Origin of the sequence: Mesorhizobium sp. M0496 (genome assembly GCF_040321205.1) — a bacterium.
In the GTDB taxonomy this organism is placed as follows: domain Bacteria; phylum Pseudomonadota; class Alphaproteobacteria; order Rhizobiales; family Rhizobiaceae; genus Mesorhizobium.
In genome coordinates, this window is sequence record NZ_JAMYRC010000004.1 from 143,611 (window position 1) to 162,499 (window position 18,889).

The 18,889-nt window shown below is 63.0% G+C and carries 19 protein-coding genes; 13 read left to right on the forward strand and 6 right to left on the reverse strand.

The genetic code is table 11. The annotated features are described in order from the left end of the window. The first annotated feature begins 48 nt into the window (after positions 1-48). The 7 genes from NKI73_RS06740 (at position 49) to NKI73_RS06770 (ending at position 5,498) form a co-directional block, all read left to right on the forward strand. Positions 49-207, forward strand: coding sequence for a hypothetical protein (locus NKI73_RS06740; protein ID WP_352628076.1), 159 nt, complete (start codon positions 49-51; stop codon positions 205-207). 85 nt (positions 208-292) lie between these two features. Next, on the forward strand, positions 293-667 hold the full coding sequence (yidD, locus tag NKI73_RS06745; protein ID WP_352628077.1) for a membrane protein insertion efficiency factor YidD: 375 nt from the start codon (positions 293-295) through the stop codon (positions 665-667). 134 nt (positions 668-801) lie between these two features. After that, positions 802-1,629 carry a class D beta-lactamase gene (blaOXA, locus tag NKI73_RS06750; RefSeq protein ID WP_352628079.1) on the forward strand — a complete coding sequence of 276 codons (828 nt, stop codon included), beginning with the start codon at positions 802-804 and terminating at the stop codon, positions 1,627-1,629. Between the two features lie 178 nt (positions 1,630-1,807). Then, the gene (thrS, locus tag NKI73_RS06755; protein ID WP_352628146.1) at positions 1,808-3,784 is read left to right on the forward strand and encodes a threonine--tRNA ligase; all 1,977 of its coding nucleotides are present in this window, start codon (positions 1,808-1,810) and stop codon (positions 3,782-3,784) included. Between the two features lie 86 nt (positions 3,785-3,870). Beyond that, positions 3,871-4,809: a lysophospholipid acyltransferase family protein gene (locus NKI73_RS06760; RefSeq protein ID WP_352628080.1), complete on the forward strand. Its 939-nt coding sequence runs from the start codon at positions 3,871-3,873 to the stop codon at positions 4,807-4,809. Positions 4,810-4,918: 109 nt separating this feature from the next. Then, positions 4,919-5,194, forward strand: coding sequence for a type II toxin-antitoxin system ParD family antitoxin (locus NKI73_RS06765; RefSeq protein WP_352628081.1), 276 nt, complete (start codon positions 4,919-4,921; stop codon positions 5,192-5,194). Next, complete coding sequence (locus NKI73_RS06770) at positions 5,184-5,498, forward strand: type II toxin-antitoxin system RelE/ParE family toxin (RefSeq protein ID WP_352628082.1); 315 nt, start codon at positions 5,184-5,186, stop codon at positions 5,496-5,498. The genes NKI73_RS06765 and NKI73_RS06770 overlap by 11 nt, the downstream gene beginning before the upstream one ends. 33 nt (positions 5,499-5,531) lie before the next feature. Here NKI73_RS06770 and NKI73_RS06775 read toward each other — a convergent pair whose 3' ends face one another. Next, positions 5,532-6,494: an RgsD C-terminal domain-containing protein gene (locus NKI73_RS06775; RefSeq protein ID WP_352628083.1), complete on the reverse strand. Its 963-nt coding sequence runs from the start codon at positions 6,492-6,494 to the stop codon at positions 5,532-5,534. A 158-nt stretch (positions 6,495-6,652) separates the two neighbouring features. On the opposite strand from NKI73_RS06775, the gene NKI73_RS06780 reads away from it, so the two are divergent. Beyond that, positions 6,653-7,237, forward strand: coding sequence for a nitroreductase family protein (locus NKI73_RS06780; protein ID WP_352628084.1), 585 nt, complete (start codon positions 6,653-6,655; stop codon positions 7,235-7,237). Then, the gene (locus NKI73_RS06785; protein ID WP_352628085.1) at positions 7,238-7,846 is read left to right on the forward strand and encodes a flavin reductase family protein; all 609 of its coding nucleotides are present in this window, start codon (positions 7,238-7,240) and stop codon (positions 7,844-7,846) included. It begins immediately after the preceding gene. A gap of 4 nt (positions 7,847-7,850) precedes the next feature. Here NKI73_RS06785 and NKI73_RS06790 read toward each other — a convergent pair whose 3' ends face one another. Further along, a complete protein-coding gene (locus NKI73_RS06790) occupies positions 7,851-8,570 on the reverse strand; it encodes a TetR/AcrR family transcriptional regulator (protein ID WP_352628086.1) in 720 nt (239 codons plus the stop codon). Between the two features lie 149 nt (positions 8,571-8,719). On the opposite strand from NKI73_RS06790, the gene NKI73_RS06795 reads away from it, so the two are divergent. Further along, entirely contained in the window at positions 8,720-9,394 is a 675-nt protein-coding gene (locus tag NKI73_RS06795; protein ID WP_352628087.1) for a methyltransferase family protein, read from the forward strand. A gap of 12 nt (positions 9,395-9,406) precedes the next feature. On the opposite strand, the gene NKI73_RS06800 is transcribed toward NKI73_RS06795, so the two are convergent. Further along, on the reverse strand, positions 9,407-10,288 hold the full coding sequence (locus NKI73_RS06800) for an HpcH/HpaI aldolase/citrate lyase family protein (RefSeq protein WP_352628088.1): 882 nt from the start codon (positions 10,286-10,288) through the stop codon (positions 9,407-9,409). 3 nt (positions 10,289-10,291) lie between these two features. After that, positions 10,292-10,744 carry a MaoC family dehydratase gene (locus NKI73_RS06805; protein WP_352628089.1) on the reverse strand — a complete coding sequence of 151 codons (453 nt, stop codon included), beginning with the start codon at positions 10,742-10,744 and terminating at the stop codon, positions 10,292-10,294. Between the two features lie 153 nt (positions 10,745-10,897). Here NKI73_RS06805 and NKI73_RS06810 point away from each other — a divergent pair, with 153 nt between their 5' ends. After that, positions 10,898-12,019, forward strand: coding sequence for a DUF2336 domain-containing protein (locus NKI73_RS06810; RefSeq protein ID WP_352628090.1), 1,122 nt, complete (start codon positions 10,898-10,900; stop codon positions 12,017-12,019). Between the two features lie 58 nt (positions 12,020-12,077). On the opposite strand, the gene NKI73_RS06815 is transcribed toward NKI73_RS06810, so the two are convergent. Continuing rightward, a complete protein-coding gene (locus NKI73_RS06815; RefSeq protein ID WP_352628091.1) occupies positions 12,078-14,144 on the reverse strand; it encodes an FUSC family protein in 2,067 nt (688 codons plus the stop codon). A 44-nt stretch (positions 14,145-14,188) separates the two neighbouring features. Continuing rightward, positions 14,189-16,243, reverse strand: coding sequence for a DNA topoisomerase IV subunit B (parE, locus tag NKI73_RS06820; protein ID WP_352628092.1), 2,055 nt, complete (start codon positions 16,241-16,243; stop codon positions 14,189-14,191). A 238-nt stretch (positions 16,244-16,481) separates the two neighbouring features. Here parE and cpaB point away from each other — a divergent pair, with 238 nt between their 5' ends. Beyond that, on the forward strand, positions 16,482-17,408 hold the full coding sequence (gene cpaB / locus NKI73_RS06825; protein WP_352628093.1) for a Flp pilus assembly protein CpaB: 927 nt from the start codon (positions 16,482-16,484) through the stop codon (positions 17,406-17,408). A gap of 32 nt (positions 17,409-17,440) precedes the next feature. Beyond that, the gene (locus NKI73_RS06830; protein WP_352628094.1) at positions 17,441-18,886 is read left to right on the forward strand and encodes a type II and III secretion system protein family protein; all 1,446 of its coding nucleotides are present in this window, start codon (positions 17,441-17,443) and stop codon (positions 18,884-18,886) included. Positions 18,887-18,889: the final 3 nt, after the last annotated feature.

Genomic DNA, 18,889 nt, shown 5'->3' on the forward strand with positions numbered 1-18,889 from the left:
GAAGGCGAAGGCCAGCGGCAGTCTAATCGAGTCAAAGGAGACACAAACATGATCCAGTTGCTGAGCATCTTTGGCGATGTCATGCGGATCGCAACGTTTCAATGGCGTGACGAAAGGCAGCATGAAAAGTGCCGCGAAGAATCGGCCAGTCCTGGCCGCTGGGCGCCTTCGGCTGACAGGCAGCCGTTTCGCCGTTTCTGTCTGTGACGACGGAGGCGCGCAAGGATCGGGGATTGCGTTCTCCAATGGAAGCCCACATCTATCGGCTAGGAAATGCGATACGGAGACTGTGGTGCGCGACCAGCATGGGCATGCGCATATCGCCGGACCGCCAAAGCGCGGCCGCAACTGGCCCGGCCCGTGGCGCAAGACGCCGGGCCGTCTTCTCGGCACGTCGCTCGTGCGCCTTTACCAGCTGACGCTGTCCGGCTTCATCGGCAATTCCTGCCGGCATCTGCCGACCTGTTCCGAATACGCGCATGAGGCGATCGCCCGCCACGGCCTGTGGGCCGGCGGCTGGATGGGTTTTTTCCGCGTGCTGCGCTGCGGGCCATTCGGCACGCATGGCATCGACCGCGTGCCGGAAACCTTGGCTGAGCGCTATGTCTGGTTCACGCCATGGCGCTACTGGCGGATCGGCAGCAAGCCCGGCGAAGCGCAGGGGTGATCGAGCCGGCGGCACCGCGCGTTTACGATCCGGTAGGGTTAACGCCAGCCTGCACAAAGACTGCGCATTTGAGACAAAATCGAGACAAGAGACCTCGCTAAGCCGCTCGCGAACCCCTCTGGAGCGAGCAGAAAATGCGTAATTTCGACCGTCTTCCCTTCATCTTTGCCGGGATCCTTTTCCTGCTCGCCTGGCTGCTGGGGTTTCCGCTGCGCGCGCAATCGGCGCCGCTGAAGGACGTCCAATGCACGCTGATCGCCGATGCGGCGAGCGGCAAGACGCTCTACCAGGATGGGGTTTGCGATCAGCGGTTCAGCCCGGCGTCGACGTTCAAGGTGCCGCTGTCATTGATCGGCTATGACAGCGGAATCCTGAGCGACAAGCACACGCCGAGCTGGGACTACAAGCCGGAATTCAACGCGGTGAAGCGGGATCAGAAGACCGTCGATCCGGTAACCTGGGAGCGGGATTCGATCCTGTGGTTCTCCCGGGAAATCACCCGCCGGCTTGGGTCGCAGAGTTTTGCCGGCTACGTCTTGAAATTCGACTACGGCAACGCCGATGTTTCCGGCAACCCCGGCAAGAATAATGGCCTGACCCAGTCCTGGGTGAATTCTTCCCTGAAGATCACACCGGTCGAGCAGGTCGATTTCCTGCGCAAGCTTCTAACCCGCAAGCTGCCCGTCTCGGCCAAAGCCTATGACATGACCAACGCCATCATCCCGACATTCCAGGCCGGGGGCTGGACGGTGCAAGGCAAGACCGGCAGCACCAGGCTGGCTAGCGATGCCGACAAGATCAGGGACAAGCGCTCGCTCGGCTGGTTCGTCGGCTGGGCGAACAAGGGCGGCCGCCAGATCGTTTTTGCGCGGCTGGTGGTCGACACCAACCGCACCGATATGCCCAAGGGCCTCAAGACGCGGGCCGCGTTCCTGAAGGACTTGCCGCTGCTCATTAAATGAAGGCCTGACGCCTGAGCCGGGCTTTACGGCGGCGGAATCTGTCCATAAAAGACAGCCGCCGCCGGACGCATCCGGCTTCCATCGATGCATGTCGTAACCCCAAAACCGCCATACACTTTTGGGCGACATGCATTTTAACCACCCGCGCTCGTTTGCGGGACTGGATAGGAGATACATGATGCTGAATTCCGTTTCCCTGACATTTCCCGATGGCTCCGTCCGCGAATACGACGCGGCGATGACCGGTGCTGGCCTCGCCGAATCGATCTCGAAATCGCTCGCCAAGAAGGCCGTCGCCTACGCCATCGATGGCACCGTGCGCGACCTCAGTGATCCGCTCGGCAAGTCCGGCAAGGTCGAGATCGTCACCCGCGACGATCCGCGCGCGCTGGAACTGATCCGCCACGACACCGCACACGTGCTGGCGGAAGCCGTACAGGAACTGTGGCCGGGAACGCAGGTGACCATCGGGCCGGTGATCGAGAACGGCTTCTATTACGACTTCGCCCGCAACGAGCCGTTCACGCCAGACGACTTTCCGGTGATCGAGAAGAAGATGCGCGAGATCATCGCGCGCAACAAGCCGTTCACCAAGGACGTCTGGTCGCGCGACAAGGCAAAAAAAGTGTTTGCCGACAAGGGCGAGCGCTACAAGCTGGAGCTGATCGACGCCATTCCCGAGGATCAGGACCTCAAGATCTACGCGCAGGGCGATTGGTTCGACCTCTGTCGCGGACCGCACATGGCCTCAACCGGCCAGATCGGCAATGCCTTCAAGCTTATGAAGGTGGCCGGTGCCTATTGGCGCGGCGACTCGAACAACCCGATGCTGACGCGCATCTATGGCACGGCCTGGGCTGACCAGGCCCAGCTTGAAGCCTACCAGATGATGCTGGAGGAGGCCGAGAAGCGCGACCACAGGAAGATTGGCCGCGAGATGGACCTGTTCCATTTCCAGGAAGAGGGGCCTGGCGTCGTCTTCTGGCATGCCAAGGGCTGGAAGATGTTCCAGAACCTGGTCAATTACATGCGCCGCCGCCTCGACGAGCAGGGCTATCAGGAGGTCAACGCACCGCAGGTGCTCGACAAGAGCCTGTGGGAGACGTCAGGCCACTGGGGCTGGTATCGCGACGCCATGTTCAAGGTGACTGTCGCCGGCGACGATACCGACGACGATCGTGTCTTCGCGCTGAAGCCGATGAACTGCCCTGGTCATGTGCAGATTTTCAAGCATGGGTTGAAGTCTTATCGCGATCTGCCCGTAAAGCTTGCAGAATTTGGCAATGTGCATCGCTACGAGCCGTCGGGCGCGTTGCACGGGCTGATGCGCGTGCGCGGCTTCACGCAGGACGATGCGCATATCTTCTGCACCGAGGAGCAGTTGGCGTCGGAGTGCCTGCGCATCAACGATCTGATTCTGTCGACCTATGCCGATTTCGGTTTTGACGAGATCAGCGTCAAGCTGTCGACACGGCCGGACAAGCGCGTCGGCACCGACGAGGCGTGGGACCACGCCGAGGCGATCATGGGCAGCGTGCTGGAGACGATCAGGACGCGGTCCGGCAATCGCATCAAGACCTCGATCAATCCGGGTGAGGGCGCCTTCTACGGGCCGAAATTCGAGTATGTGCTGAAGGACGCCATCGGCCGCGAATGGCAGTGCGGCACGACGCAGGTCGATTTCAACCTGCCGGAGCGATTCGGCGCCTTCTATATCGGCTCGGATTCGGAGAAGAAGCAGCCAGTGATGGTGCACCGCGCCATCTGTGGCTCGATGGAGCGCTTCCTCGGCATCCTGATCGAGAACTATTCCGGCCATTTCCCGCTCTGGTTCGCGCCGCTGCAGGTGGTGGTGGCGACGATCACCTCGGATGCCGACGGCTATGCGACGGAGGTGGTGGCAAAGCTGAAGGCCGCCGGCCTGTTGGCGGAAGCGGATTTGCGCAACGAAAAGATCAACTACAAGGTCCGCGAACACTCGCTGGCCAAGGTTCCGGTCATCCTCGTCTGCGGCAAGCGCGAGGCGGAAGAGCAGACGGTCAACATGCGCAGGTTGGGCTCACGCGACCAGGAATCGCTTGGCCTTGACCAGGCGATCGCGAAACTGACCGAAGAGGCTGTTACACCCGACCGCAAGCGCAAACGCGCGGCCTGATCGGTATGGTTCAGACCAAAAATGGCGGTGGAGCGACCCACCGCCATTTTCATATCCTTGTCACGCCGGCCTTGTAACGAACCCCTATGCTCAAGCTGAAATCGCGCGAACGACCCTTTCCCGAGCTTTCCTATGCCAATCCGCGCCAGCCAGCGCTGACGCGCTGGTTCATTCATTCGGTCGAAGGCCTGTCGGGCCGCGACCGTTACACCGCGCTCTATGATTTCTGGCGCCGTCAGGTCGTTCCGACCGGCGAACGCGTGTTCAGCCGCATGCTCGACCTGATCGACGTGCGAGTGCGGACATCAGACCAATGGCCGCCCGCACAATTGCCGGATACGCCGCTGGTGATCGTCGCCAATCATCCGTTCGGTATTGGTGACGGCATTGCCGTGCTGTCATTGGCCGAGCAGCTCGGACGCCCATTCCGGGTGATGATCCACAAGGACCTGCTCAAGATCCGCGAGATGGAACCGTACTCGCTGCCGATCGACTTTTCCGAAACCAAGGACGCGCTGAAGAACAACATGGCCGTGCGCCACGAGGCGGTGCGGCTGCTCAAGGAAGGCGTCACCATCGTGGTGTTTCCGGCCGGTGGTGTCGCCACCGCGCCAAAAGGTTTTGGCCGGGCGCGCGACCTGCCGTGGAAGATGTTTCCGGCGCGTCTCATTCAGGAGGCAAAAGCGTCGGTCATCCCGATGCATTTTTCCGGACAGAACGGCAGGCTGTTCCATCTGGTCAGTGGGCCGATGAACATGGCCGAACGCGACGGTCGGGTAGCGAAGTTCGTCGGAAAGGCGTCGCTGACATTGCGCACGTCGCTGCTCATCCACGAATTCGCGCGGCTGTCCGGCAAGGCGATCGTCGTGCGTGTCGGCGAGGTGCTGTGCTGGAGCGAACTGGAGCCGTTGCGCGACCGCAAGGTATTGCTCGACCGCCTTTATCGCGGCGTGTTCGACCTGGCGCCAGTCGTGACGCGCCGCCGGATTCCGTTCCTGCCGGCGCGGACCAAGCTGGCTGCTTGAGGCGACAAACGGTCCGGCTTACGAGGGGTCGAGACTCGACCGTCCGTTCAGAAAATAGTATGACACTGTAACGTTGCGGTGTTATAAGGAGGCAAGGAACGAACTTGCCATGAGAACCAGCAAACCAATCACCGTGACCCTCGGCCGCCAGCAGAGCAGCGTCGACGCACGCTTGGCGTCGGGCGCCTACGACTCCGCCAGCGAGGTCATGCGCGCGGCGCTACGCGCCCTCGATCGCGAGGAGCAGATCATCACCGCTGTCATGCGCGCCAAGGTCCAGGAAGCCCTTGACGACCCGCGTCCGGACATCCCCGCAGAAGACGTCTTCAAAGCGCTGCGCGCCCATCATGCGGACCGCATGAAGGCCGCTAAGCGTGACGCATAAGGTCGTCTTCAGGCCGGCGGCTCAAGCCGATCTCTTCGCCATCTACAGCTACGTCGAAAACGACAGCGGGCGTCGGCGTGCCGGCGACTATGTCGACCGCATAGAGGCCGCGTGCATGGCACTGTCCACCTTCCCGGAGCGCGGGACCGTGCGCGACGCTGTTGGCCCCGGCGTCCGCATCGTCGGTTTTGAACGCCGCGTGTCGATCGTTTTCCGGGTCAGCGGTGACACCGTGGTCATACTGCGTGTGCTCTATGGAGGACAGGATTATCCGGCCAGTTCAGAGGATGAAGCTGACACCTGATTCCTCCGGTAGGATTGCGAACCGCAGTCAGGTCTAGTCCGCGCCTTCCTCAGGGTCCATCGCCGCTGCCTCGGTGGCCAGAACCTCGATCTCCTGGTTCTGCCCGGCCACGACCGTGAAATCCTTCTGGTAGATGCGGTCGCGGTTCTTGGCGATGATGGTGTAGTCGCCCTCGGCCAGCACCATCGAGGCGAATGCGCCGACGGTTTCCTTGATCGGATCGCCGGATTCGTTGAGCAGCGACCAGGAGGTATCGGCGATCGCCTCGCCACCGGTCTCGCGCACCAGTTTCATCGTGATCTCTGCGGCGTGATGTTCGACGGTGGCTTCGGTCAGCTTGCCTGCCTCGACGCGGATGTCGGAGCGGATGACCGCGTTGACCGCGCCATAGGTCGAGACGACATGGTAGATGCCGGCGTTGAGCCGCACGACGCTGTTGGGCTCGACATCGGGAATGATCAGCGCGCGGTCGCCATTGGCCTCGGCTGTGCCCTCGTAGATCGAAAAGCGCAGCTTCTTGGGCGGGATGCGCACGCCGCCGGACAGCACGGCGTCGAGCTTGAGGCCGCCGGCGTCGAGCACGAGACTCTCGCGCTTGGCGTCCTTACTGACGGTGATGCGCTTGGTAGCGCCGGCCCTGCCATAGGAGGCGTGAACCAGATAGCTGCCGGGCTCGAGCTGGAAGACGGCGGTGCCGCCATGGGCGGAGGCGACCATCGGCAATTTGCCGTTAACGGCTTCGGGCTTGAAGACCCGCCAGACGATGCCGCGCGTGATGTCGGAACCCTTGTCGGTCAGCTGGGCGGAGAGCGTGATGGCGCCGCCGCCGCTCAGCGCCAGTGACGTCTCGCCTTTCGGCGTCGCATAGCTCGAGATTCCCGGAAGCTTCAGGTCGCTTACGCCGTCCACTTTCTGTGCTAAGGCGAACGAAACCGGCGCCATGAACAGCAGGGCGCCGAGCCAGACCAGTAAAAGACGGACAGTCCCCTCAAACATGCCTTGCGTTGAAGCCCATGGCGGTGGCAATTTCAAGGCTTAAGAGTCCGATCGATATGACTCTTCCGTCCGGCGTATTCCGCGCCAATGCCCGAGCCGCCCGAATTCCCGATGGTGCGCTTCAGCTCAAAACAGAGTGTTTTAGGAGATTTGCGCCCATGGCGTCGCCAATCATCAATTTCCTGCTGACCCGAAACTCCGCGCCGATCCCTGATTTGAAGGAGCCGGCGCCGAGCGATGCGGAGATCGCGACGATGATCACTGCCGCCTCGCGGGTGCCCGACCATGGCCGATTGGAGCCCTGGCGCTTTATCCTCTATCGTGGCGACGCTCGTATCGAGATCGGCAGACAACTGGCCGCGCTTGCCGAGCAGCGGGAGGGACCCTTGCCGGAAGGCCGCCGTAATCAGGAACTGGCGCGGTTCTCGCGCGCGCCGCTGGTGATCGGCGTCGTGTCGATCCCCAGGGAGAATCCCAAAATCCCACAATGGGAAATGTTCCTGTCGGGCGGCATGGCGGCGATGAACCTGATGATGGCAGCCAATGCGCTGGGTTATGGCACCAACATGATCAGCAACTGGTATTCGGATGTGCCGGAGGGCAGGGCGCTGCTCGGGCTGGCGCCGCACGAGCGCGTCGTCGGCTTCATCCATATCGGCTCCTATGCAGGGCCGGCGCCGGAGCGACCACGACCTGATCCGGCGACGCTCTATGCCGATTATTCGGGACCATGGAACGGCTGAATGTTCTACGAGCCGTCAAAAGGCCACGGGCTGCCGCACGATCCGTCGAAGGCGATCGTGGCGCCGCGTCCGATCGGCTGGATTTCGACACTGAACGGGGCTGGTGAGATCAACCTCGCCCCGTACTCTTTCTTCAATGCCGTTTCGACGCGGCCGTTCATCGTCTGGTTCTCCTCCGAGGGCGAGAAGGACAGCGCTTCCTTTGCCCAGGAGACCGGCGAGTTCGTCGCCAATCTGGTCAGCCGCGATCTTGCGGAGAAGATGAACCGCACATCGGTCAACGCGCCGCGCGGCGTCAATGAATTCGTCTATGCCGACCTTGCCATGGCGCCGTCGCGCCTGGTCGCGCCGCCGCGCGTGGCGGCAGCGCCGGCCGCGCTCGAATGCCGGGTGACGGAGGTCTTTCGGCCAAAGGCGCTGGACGGATCGCCGACAAGCGCTGTCGTCGTCGCCGGTGAAGTGGTCGGCGTATACATCGACGATACCTTCCTCAGGGACGGCCTGTTCGACATTACCCAGGCCGGCAATGTCGCTCGTCTCGGCTACATGGATTATGCCAGCGTCAACGAGGTGTTTTCGATGCGCCGGCCGCGCTGGGACAAGGATTAGACGCCTAGGCCCGCGCCTTGTCAGCGCTTGTCCTCCGCCGGGCTGTCATGACGGCGCGCACATAGCCGGGTTCGCCGATGCGAATGCTTCCATCAGGGAGGCCAAGTATGCGGTCGAGAGCGATCTCGTAGAGCCTGACGCGTTTCTCCAGGATTTCTATGGCGATGTCCATGTCGGCGTCGCTGCCGCCGGCGAATGCCTTGGCAATGATGTCGTGCGTGGCCATGCCGAACTGCATGAGGATATCGGCGACGCCCTCCGGGTCGAATGTCCTGAAGGTGCCGTCTTCGATGCCTTGCCTGATGATCTTGACCAGCAAGGGCGAAAACGACGCGCTGGCCGCCAGGTTGATGCGGTGGAAAAGCACCAGATTCTCCGGCCGAAACAGCGTCTCAAAAAGAGCCCAGGCTTCCGGCGCAGTGTCGATCTTGGCGCGCCGCGACTGGTCCAGCAGGCTGTTCAGGCGGCCGAGCGGATCGAGACCGGGATCGTCGAGTATGTCTTGGACGCCAGCCAGTGCCTGTCTCGCGAATCGCTCGGCCAGCGCCAGCAGAAGAGCGTCCTTGGAGGCGAAGTAGTGATAGAAGGCGCCCTTGGAGACGCCGGCGGCGGCGATGACGTCGTTCAGGCTCGCCTTGTCGTAGCCCTGCGTCAGGAAAAGCGCCTGAGCATGATCCAGAAGTTCTTCTCGCCTGAGCTCGGGATGCTTGATGACACGGGGCATGACGAAACCTTCTGCACGCGATGGCCGCTCTCGTCCAGATGCGCGGCGATCGTTGGCCTGCCGGCTTGAATAGCAGACCATCGGTCGGTATAATAGACCAGTGGTCTAGAGCGGCCAATCGGTGGGGGCATGTCGCGGAAGGTTTTGTCATGATCTCGAAGTTGATTCTTCAGACATTTGCGTGGTTCGGCGTCATGGGCGCCTTGCTCTTCCTGTCGGCCGGCACGCTGCACTGGCCGGGAGCCTGGGTATTCCTGGTGGTAATGGTGGGACTTAGCCTCACCATGGGCGTGGCGCTGACCCGGCGCGATCCCGGCCTGATGAATGAGCGGCTGAGCCCTCCCATCCAGAAGAATCAAACCGCGGCCGACAAGGTGCTGTTGACCATACTGCTGGCCGCTATCTTCGGTTGGCAGGCCCTGATGGGCTTCGATGTCCGTTTCGGCTGGTCGGTGGTTCCCATCTGGATGCAGGTGATTGGCGCGACGATCCTGCTGCTGGGGATATGGATCTGCCACCTGACGATGCTGGAGAACAGTTTCGCGGCGCCCGTCGTGAAGATCCAGGACGAGCGCGGCCAGCGCGTGATCACCACGGGTCCCTACAGCTACGTGCGGCATCCTATGTATGCCGGCGCTATTCTCTTCTTTGCCGGCACGGCACTCTTGCTCGGCTCGTGGTGGGGGCTGGCATCGGTGATCGTCTTCATCATTCTTCTGGCTGCCCGCACATTCATTGAGGAAAGCACGCTGCGCACCGGCCTGCGAGGCTATGACGACTATGCGGCCCATGTTCGCTACCGCCTGATTCCGCTGGTCTGGTAGCGATTCAAGCGCTCAGGCGGAAATACCTGCCGCCTTGGCCCGCGCCAGAAGCCGCTCGGCCAGCCGCAGATGCGGTCTGTCGTACATCTTGCCGTCGATGCCGACGACGCCTGGATTTCCGGCCGCCTGGAATGCGGCGACGATCGCCGCCGATTGTCTCACGGCCTCGACCGACGGCGTGAAGGCGGCGTTGATGACGGGTACCTGGTCGGGGTGGATCGCCATCTTGCCGGTGAAACCGTCGCGTTCGGCCTCGGCGCATTCCGCTTCGAAGGCGGCCATGTCGCGAAAATTCGGAAAGACGGTGTCGATCGCCGCGACCTCCGCGGCCCCGGCCGCAAGGATGGTCGCTGTGCGAGCGTGACGGAACACGTCCGTGTAGCGACCGCGCTCGTCGCGGGCCGAACGCGCGCCGATCGCCGCCGACAGGTCTTCCGCGCCCCAGGTGAGACCGGCAAGCCGTGCGCTTGTTCCGGCGTAGGTCGCGGCCGCCAGCACGCCTGCCGGCGTTTCGGTGATGATCGGCAGGATCCTGATCGCGCCATCGACGAGGCCGTTTTCGGCCTCGTGTACCCTGAGCTTTGCCGACAAATGCTGCACATCCTGGCCGCTGTTCGACTTGGGCAACATGATGCCATCGGGTCTTGCCGGTACCAACGCCGCCAGATCGTCATCGGTCAGCCCGGTCGACAGATCGTTGACTCTGACATAGATCGCCGAGCCGGTTTGCGCCCTGCGCTCGACGATGAAGCGCGCAGCCACCTCGCGCGCCAGCCCCTTGTTGTGCGGCGCCACGGAATCTTCCAGGTCGACGATGACCACATCGGCGCCGGCTCCAAACCCTTTTTGCAGCTTCCTCTCGGAATCCCCGGGGACGAACAGCAAAGAACGCATGCGTCAGGCCGCCTTCTTCAGCATCATCGCTTGCCTCGTGCATTTGGCGACGAGATCGCCATGCTGGTTGTAGGCGCGATGCTCGAATTCGACGATGCCGCGATCGGGTTTCGACCTGGACTCGCGCACCGAGATGACCGTTGTCTCGACCCGGATGGTGTCGCCATGGAAGACCGGATGCGGAAACACGGTTTCCTTCATTCCAAGATTGGCCACCGTGGTGCCGACGGTGATGTCATTGACCGAAATGCCGATCATCAGCCCGAGCGTGAACAGCGAGTTGACCAGCGGCTTGCCCCATTCGCTCTTGGCGGCAAAATCGAAGTCGATATGCAGCGGCTGCGGGTTCAGCGTCATCACCGAAAACAGCATGTTGTCGCTTTCGGTGACAGTCTTGCGCAGCGTGTGCTGGAAGACCTGGCCGACAACGAACTCCTGGAGATAAAGCCCGGCCATTTTCTCTCGCCTCCACTACCTGACGGTTGATATGCGCTGCATCCAGCGCTCGCAAGCCAGTTAATGAACATGGTGAACCGTTCGTAAACCATTTCTGCCTACGGTCCTGGTCGGGGCCAGAGACCTTCTGGCAAGGGGCGTAAGCAGACGGGCATGGTTGTTTCGCATTTCCTGAAGTGGATTTACACGGCCAGGGTGTCGGAGCGCGCCGCCGCGGCCAGTGCTTTGGCCCGGGCCTATATCAATTCCGAATTGCCTTTCGAGGACCGCTGCGCTGCCGAGGCTGCGCTGACGCTGCTGCTCGACGACGCCTCGTCGAAGGTGCGTCTGGCGATGGCCGAGGCGCTGTCGATGAGCCACCACGCGCCACTGCAGATCATCAGCGTGCTGGCGTCAGACCAGCCGGAAGTCGCCGGCGTGGTGCTGGCACGCTCGCCGCTGCTCACCGACGCCGATCTGATCAACCGCGTGGCCTCAAGTCCGAAGGCGACGCAGAAATTGATCGCCGACCGGCCGCTCGTCTCGATGGCGCTGTCTGCGGCCATCGCCGAGATCGGCGAGGCCGAAGCCTGTACCGTGCTGCTCGCCAACAGCGGCGCCGACATCGCCTCGCTCAGCTTCCGCCGCATGGCCGAACGCCATGGCCATCTGCCTTTGGTTCGTGAGGCGCTGATATCGGACGCCCGCCTGCCTGCCGACTGCCGGCATATGCTGCTGGTCAAGCTCGGTGAGATGCTGAAAACGTCGCCGTTGGTGATGGCGTTGATGGGCGCGGCGCGCGCCGACCGGGTCATGCGTGATGCCTGCGTCAAGGCCTCGGTGACGCTGATCGAAGGCACGCGCCAGGAAGAACACGCCGCACTGATCGAGCATCTCAGGTTGCGCGGCGATCTCACCGCCAGCTTCCTCATCCGCACCATCGCGCATGGAAAGGTCGATTTCTTCGGTTCGGCGCTAGTCGCGCTCGGCCGGCAGTCCGAACAAAGGGTGAGGGCGCTGCTTGCCGGCGGGCACGATATCGCCTTGCAGGCGTTGTTCCGCAGCGCCGGCCTCGCCGCCGCTACGCACGCCGTCATCCTGCGCGCGCTGAAGATCTGGCGCGAGGTCGCCAACGGCAAGCGCGTCGCCGGTGTGCAGGAGGTCAGCTGGCTGATGCTCAAGGAAGTGGGTGGACAGTCGGCGGAAGGCGATCTGGCCGCGCTGGTCAAGTCGATCCATCTCGATGCGCTGCGCGAGAACGCGCGGGGCCATGCGCTGGCGATAGCGGCCGCCTGAAGTGTATCGATATTCAGGTGATGCCGGCCTGACCTGAATCTTGACACATTTGGGTACGCTAGTTTCGATCCTTCGCGAAAAAATCCGGGAAATCCTCCATCGCGGCGGCGATGATGCGCAGCGATGCCGCGATTTGGAGCAATTCGCCGGTGCTGTTTCGCTGGGCGATGTTCGTCGCATATTGGCGGGCGACGGCAACGGTCGACGTCTGCGGATCGCCGGGGGCGCGAAAGAGCAGTTCGCGCGCCAGTCCTCTTAGAAAGTTGGTGATCGAAAGCGCGGTCTCGGATGGGATAGCGTGGCTTTGGCTTGCGTCGCGCAGCCGCAGGATCTCCAAGCCGACGGTGACGGCGGCGACGCTCCCGCCCAGGACCGCATCGCCCGTGCTGCCTGCATTCTGCACGAGGGGCATCAACTGGTTGATGCGATCATAGGCGAGGCTCTCGAAGGCCGAACGCCTCGGCACGCGCTCATGCAGGCAAAGCCGCGCCAGATCCTCGCGCATGGCGCGCACGATGCGGTTGGCCGCGAGCCATGGATCGGCGGGCAGCACGAGGATGAAGACACCGATCGCCAGCAGGATGCCGACCAGGATCGACGCCGAACCGGCGAAGAAGGGCCCGGGATCGTAGGTCATCGCCTGATGCGGGCTGAGGAAGGCGAGGAAGTTGATGGCGAAGGCCGTCGCCACGCCGACATAGCGCGGATTGGCCATGGCTAGCGCCGTCGGCACCAGTATCGGCACGACAAACAGCATGAACCAGCCGAAGCCGGGCAAAGCGGGCAGCGCGACCTGGCCGACGAGAAAGGCAAAGGGCAGCGCCAGCAGCGTTCCCTTGAAGAAGCCCCAGGCCACCTGCACGGGGTCGGGGCGGGCGGCAAACAGGCTTGATACCACGGCAACCAGAATGACCGTGCCGGCCGCTTCCGACCATTTCGTCGTCAGCCAGAAGGCCGCGACCAGCAAGGTGGCAAGGGCAGCGCGCACGGCGTTGCGCGATGCGCCGGAATAATCGCGATGCACCACCAGTGCAGGCTGCCTGCTGCCCCGGACTGGTCGCGTGGCAGGCGCGCGCAAGGCGTCGAGGCCGCGCAGCACTTGCTTGAACGCCTCGGCGAAATCGGCGGCGATGGTAAGGCGCGTGACGGTGCCGACCCTGTCGTCACCCTGGTCGGTCAAGGCATCGGGCATTTGCCGGGCCTTGGCCGAGATGGCATCGAGTCGTGCCACCCAGGGCGTCGTGTCATCCAGCGCGCCTGACTTGGTCGCCAACTCGCTGACCAGGGCCTGCAACTCCGAACGCACCGGAACGAGTGCGGCGTTTTTCGGGGCAGCGTGCGAATGCAGTGCGCGTGCCGCCGACAGCGCCGAGAGCAGCTGCCCGATGGTGCGCCGGACCGGATGGGCGCGCGGCGCGAAGCTCGGCGCCTCGAGCCTGGCATAGGTGCGCATCTCGCCAAGCGTCTGGGTGTCGGCGACCAGCTTTCTGTGCAGGCCGGACAGCGTTTCAGGATCGCCGCCGGAGAACGCACCGCTGGCGTATGTCGCAAGATCGAGGATGCAGCGTTTCAGGCGCGACACGATGGCATTGCTGGCCAGTTTCGGCAGGATCAGCCGGCTGGTCAGGCCGGCGCAGATGATGCCGAGTACGATCTCGGCACAGCGCGCGACCGCCAGGTCTACGACAAGGTGCGGCTGTCCGAAGGCAGGCAGGCCGATGATCATCGCGGTGTAGCCGGCAAGGGCGGCACCATAGGCCTCGGGATTGCGCAGCAGCGACGAGACGAAGGTGCAGATGCCGATCCAGACGGCAAGCACCGTCACCAGCAGCCACGGGCCGGTGCCGAACACCGTGGTGATGCCGATCGCAGCCATGCCGCCGACCAGCGTGCCGAGTAACCGGTAGAAGCCTTTCGCCAGCACCATGCCGGCAACCGGCTGGGCGACGATGAACACCGTCATCATTGCCCATTGCGGGTGGTCGAGCTTCAGCGCGTAGGCGGCCAGCAGCGCGATCAGGCCGGCCGAAACGGTGCGCAGGGCAAAAATCCAATCCGAACGCGTCGGCTGCGTCAACCCCGCTAAACTCGTCTCGAAATAACTCTTCAGCCGCGCTGAGATCACATGCTGGTCTCCGTATCGGAAGCGCAGGCTAAACCGGCCGGCGGCTAGATATCCAGCACTTCCGTCTCGGCGAATTCGGCGCGTTCCTGGATAAAGCGGAAGCGGGCTTCCGGCTTGGTGCCCATCAGCGCATCGACGGCATCCTTGGTCGCTGCCTCGGCGTCGATGACGTCGATCCTGAGCAGCGTGCGCTTCCTCGGATCCATGGTGGTCTCCTTGAGCTGCGCGGCCATCATCTCGCCCAGACCCTTGAAGCGTCCAAGCTCGACCTTGCCGCGCCCGGTGAACTCGGTGCGCAGGAGTTCGTCCTTGTGCGCGTCGTCGCGGGCGTAGGCGACCTTGCCGCCTTGCCTGATCGAGTAAAGCGGCGGCACTGCGAGATAAAGGTGGCCGCCACGCACCAGCGCCGGCATCTCCTGATAGAAGAAGGTGATCAGCAGCGAGGCGATGTGGGCTCCGTCGACGTCGGCGTCGGTCATGATGATGACGCGGTCGTAGCGCAAATCCTCGTCGCGATATTTCGACCGCGTACCGCAACCGAGCGCCTGGATCAGGTCCGAAATCTGCTGGTTGCCGGCAAGCTTGTCGTTGCCGGCGCTGGCGACGTTGAGGATCTTGCCACGCAGTGGTAGCACCGCCTGGCTGGCGCGGTCGCGCGCCTGCTTGGCCGAGCCGCCGGCCGAGTCACCTTCGACGATGAAGAGTTCGGCGCCTGCAGCGGCATTTTGCGTGCAGTCGGCGAGCTTGCCGGGCAGCCGCAATTTGCGCACCGCGCTCTTGCGCGACACTTCCTTTTCCTGGCGTCGGCGCACCCGCTCGTCGGCCCGCGCGATCACCCATTCGAGCAGCTTCGACGCTTCCTGCGGATTGTCGGCCAGCCAATGATCGAACGGGTCGCGGATCGCGGTCTCGACAATCCGAATGGCCTCGATCGTCGCCAGCCTGTCCTTGGTCTGGCCGACGAATTCCGGCTCGCGGATGAACACCGACAGCATGCCTGCCGCCGAGATCATGACGTCTTCCGAGGTGACGATCGAGGCGCGCTTGTTGCCGACGAGATCGGCATAGGCGCGCAGGCCCCGCGTCAGCACATTGCGGAAGCCGGCCTCGTGGGTGCCGCCTTCGCCGGTCGGGATGGTGTTGCAGTAGGAATTGATGAAGCCATCGCCGCCGAACCAGGTCACCGCCCATTCGAGCGCTCCATGGCCGCCTTGTTTCTCGCTCTTGCCGGCGAAGATTTCGCGCGTCACCTGGAACTCGTCGCCGAGCGATGCCTTGAGATAGTCCTTCAGGCCGCCGGGAAAATGGAATTCCGCCTTGGCCGGGGTCTGGTCCTTTTCCTTGATCAGCGACGGGTCGCAGGTCCAGCGGATTTCGACGCCACCGAACAGATAGGCCTTCGAGCGCGTCATGCGGTAGAGCCGCGCCGGTTCGAATGCCGCGCCCTTGCCGAAAATCTGCTCGTCGGGATGGAAGCGGGTTTTTGTGCCGCGCCGGTTGTGGACTTCGCCCAAATGCTCCAGGCCGGTCACGGGAATACCGCGCGAAAAGCGCTGGCGATAGAGTTGGCGGCCGCGCGCGACCTCGACCTCGAGATGGTCCGACAGCGCGTTGACCACGGACACGCCTACGCCATGCAGGCCGCCCGATGTCTCATAGACCTTCGAGTCGAACTTGCCGCCCGAATGCAGCGTCGTCATGATCACTTCGAGCGCCGGCTTCTTGAACTTCGGATGCAGGTCGACTGGAATGCCACGGCCATTGTCGGTGACGGTGAGATAGCCGTCGGCTGAGAGTTCGACGTCGATGAAGGTGGCATGGCCGGCCACCGCTTCGTCCATCGAATTGTCGATGACCTCGGCGAACAGATGGTGCATCGCCTTGTCGTCGGTGCCGCCGATATACATGCCTGGCCGGCGCCGCACCGGCTCCAGCCCTTCCAGCACCTCGATATCGGCGGCGCTATAGCCCTCGCTGCCATCCTTGGTCGCGGCAGGACGCCTGGTGGCCTGCACCAGCGGATCCGCCGGACGCGCCGGCGCACGAACCGGCTGTGGCTGCTTGTCCATAGTGCCGAAGAGATCGTTGTTGTCGTCCATGCCTGCCATAGGGTCCGGTGCTGCGAATCACCTCGCGATACTGCCACGCTTTTCAGCGCCAAGCGACCGAGGTTCCTGTTCCGTTCGGGGATCTGGCCCCTCTTACCCCAAAACCATTCGATAACCAAGCCGGCGGAAATAGGTCCGATACCGCCGCACAAGATTCCTGATTCTTTAACAATGCCGCCTAGCCTGAGCCCAACAAAACAAGAAACTGCGGGCATCAGGGGTTTTCGGCGTGAGGGGCAAGGCCATATCGATGATCGGCATCGCCGCCGTTTTTGGCGCGATCTCGATCTTTGCCGCGGATTTCTGGGTCAAAAGCCAGGCCAAGGCCGATTCCGAAGAGAAGACGGCGTCGATCGCAGCGCCCGTCGCACCCAAGATCGAGTTCAAGACCATCGTGGTGGCGAATGCTCCATTGCGCTATGGCATGGAGCTTGACCGCACAAAACTCAGCGAAATCCCGTGGCCGCAGGATTCCCTGCCGCAGGGTGCCTTCGCCACCATCGATGGCTTGCTCGGCGAGGGCAGGCGCGTGGTGCTGTCGCCGATCGAGGTCAACGAACCGTTGCTGCTGACCAAGCTGTCCGGGCCAAACGGCCGCGCGACGCTCTCCAACATGATGACCCCGGGAATGCGGGCGGTGACAATCCGCACCGACGAGATCGCCGGCGTCGGCGGCTTCGTCACGCCGGGCGACCGTGTAGATGTCGTGCTGACGCGCGATGCCGGCGAAATCCAGGAAGTGGCCAAGAACGCGCAGGGAGCATCCGGATCGACGGTCACCTCCGAGATCGTCGTGGCCGATGCCAAGGTGCTGAGCGTCGGGCAGGGCGCCGATGAGCGCCAGACGACGCCGCAGATTTCCAATTCGGTGACCATCGAGGTGACGACAGACGGCGCGCAGAAAGTGGCGCTGGCCCGCACCGTCGGCACCTTGTCCCTGTCGCTTCGGTCCGCCAGCGAAGGCGGTGACGGCAAGAACGGTGTCACCACCATCTCCTCCTTCGGCGGATCGGTCGCCTCGAACGTGCAGGCCGCTTCCGGTTCGCTGTTCGATGCCGTGGTGAAAGAGCCGGAGAAACCGAAGTTCAAGACCGTCATCGTGACGCGCGGCACAAAGGCCGAGGAATACCAGGTTCCTTCACGGGACCAGAAATAGAAGCCAGTGGGGACTGGGCGAGGGACGGGACAATGTTCGGGCTGATCACATATAGGGTCATGGGGCGGTTGCGCGTTTTGCGCACTGTGGCTGTCGCAGCTTCGCTGGCGGCCGCCGCGATGCTGGCCTTCGGCACCTCGGCGAGGGCCGACAACGACATCGTCTATGTGTCGTCGACCAAGAATGCGTCGATCAAGGTTGCCAAGGGCAAACCGAAGACGATCATGACCAGTGCCGCCTTCTACCAGATAGTCATCGGCGACCCGGAGATCGCCAACGTCAATCCGCTGACCGATAAGTCCTTCTATGTGCTCGGCAACAATCTCGGCACCACCGGTATCGCGCTGTTCGATGAGAAGAAGCAGCTTGTCGGCACCGTCGACATCGAGGTGACGCTCGACACCGACCAACTGGCCAGCACCATTCGCGCCAGCGTGCCGGATGCCAGGATCAAGGTCGGCTCGGCCAATGGCCGCGTCGTGCTGTCGGGCGAAGCGGATGACGCCGTCGCCGCCGACAAGGCAAACAAGATCGCGACACGCTTTTCCGGCACCGAAGAGGTGATCAACTCGGTCAACATCTCATCGTCGCAGCAGGTCCAGCTCAACGTCCGCTTCGTCGAGATCAACCGCCAGGCGGGCCAGGATCTGGGCGCCAAATACGCCGCCAATTTCGCCTATGGCATGGGTGGCCGCGATGTGACGATCGATCCGGGTACAGTGCCGACTGCCGGCACCGGCGAGATCATCGGCCGACTTTTGTCGAACGGCGTCTCGATCGATATCGCCATCAAAGCGCTGGAGGAGCGTGGTCTCGCCCGCCGGCTGGCCGAGCCGAACCTGATCGCCCGGTCTGGCCAGACGGCGAGCTTCCTCGCCGGCGGCGAGTTCCCGATCCCGGTCTCCGAGGACAACGGCAAGATCTCGGTCAGCTACAAGAAATACGGCGTTAGCCTGGATTTCACGCCGACGGTCCTGAAGGACGGGCTGGTCAGCCTGGACATCGCGCCGGAAGTCTCCTCGATCGACGCCTCGGCCTCATACAATATCGGCACCATCTCGGTTCCCGGCTTCATCGTGCGCCGCGCCAGGACGTCGATTGACCTGAAGAACGGCCAGAGCTTCATGATCGCCGGATTGCTACAGTCGCAAAACGACATCACCACATCGCGCATTCCCGGCCTCGGCAAGATGCCGGTGCTTGGGGCGCTGTTCTCCTCGAAATCCTATCAGCGGCGCGAGACCGACCTGGTCATCATCGTCACCCCCTATCTGGTCAAGCCGGTCGATCCGTCGAAGAAGCTCGTCGAGCCGACCGATGGCACGCAGCCCGCCAGCAACGCCGATTATTTCCTCAACAACACCGACGAAGTGAAGACATCCGATGCCAACCGCGCACTGGCAATCGCCGACGGCAGTGTCGCACAGCCTAACGCCGTCACCACGGTCGGGCATTTCCTCGACCTGCCGAAGGACTGAAGC

Excerpts from the sequence above, each read along its gene's own strand:
- NKI73_RS06810 (WP_352628090.1), top strand. The coding sequence starts at position 10,898 with ATGGTTGTTTCGCATTTCCTGAAGTGGATTTACACGGCCAGGGTGTCG.
- NKI73_RS06790 (WP_352628086.1), bottom strand. The coding sequence starts at position 8,570 with ATGCCCCGTGTCATCAAGCATCCCGAGCTCAGGCGAGAAGAACTTCTG.
- blaOXA (WP_352628079.1), top strand. The coding sequence starts at position 802 with ATGCGTAATTTCGACCGTCTTCCCTTCATCTTTGCCGGGATCCTTTTC.
- NKI73_RS06780 (WP_352628084.1), top strand. The coding sequence starts at position 6,653 with ATGGCGTCGCCAATCATCAATTTCCTGCTGACCCGAAACTCCGCGCCG.
- NKI73_RS06830 (WP_352628094.1), top strand. The coding sequence starts at position 17,441 with ATGTTCGGGCTGATCACATATAGGGTCATGGGGCGGTTGCGCGTTTTG.
- NKI73_RS06760 (WP_352628080.1), top strand. The coding sequence starts at position 3,871 with ATGCTCAAGCTGAAATCGCGCGAACGACCCTTTCCCGAGCTTTCCTAT.
- NKI73_RS06785 (WP_352628085.1), top strand. The coding sequence starts at position 7,238 with ATGTTCTACGAGCCGTCAAAAGGCCACGGGCTGCCGCACGATCCGTCG.
- NKI73_RS06775 (WP_352628083.1), bottom strand. The coding sequence starts at position 6,494 with ATGTTTGAGGGGACTGTCCGTCTTTTACTGGTCTGGCTCGGCGCCCTG.
- NKI73_RS06740 (WP_352628076.1), top strand. The coding sequence starts at position 49 with ATGATCCAGTTGCTGAGCATCTTTGGCGATGTCATGCGGATCGCAACG.
- NKI73_RS06765 (WP_352628081.1), top strand. The coding sequence starts at position 4,919 with ATGAGAACCAGCAAACCAATCACCGTGACCCTCGGCCGCCAGCAGAGC.
- NKI73_RS06805 (WP_352628089.1), bottom strand. The coding sequence starts at position 10,744 with ATGGCCGGGCTTTATCTCCAGGAGTTCGTTGTCGGCCAGGTCTTCCAG.
- thrS (WP_352628146.1), top strand. The coding sequence starts at position 1,808 with ATGCTGAATTCCGTTTCCCTGACATTTCCCGATGGCTCCGTCCGCGAA.
- parE (WP_352628092.1), bottom strand. The coding sequence starts at position 16,243 with ATGGACGACAACAACGATCTCTTCGGCACTATGGACAAGCAGCCACAG.
- NKI73_RS06800 (WP_352628088.1), bottom strand. The coding sequence starts at position 10,288 with ATGCGTTCTTTGCTGTTCGTCCCCGGGGATTCCGAGAGGAAGCTGCAA.
- NKI73_RS06795 (WP_352628087.1), top strand. The coding sequence starts at position 8,720 with ATGATCTCGAAGTTGATTCTTCAGACATTTGCGTGGTTCGGCGTCATG.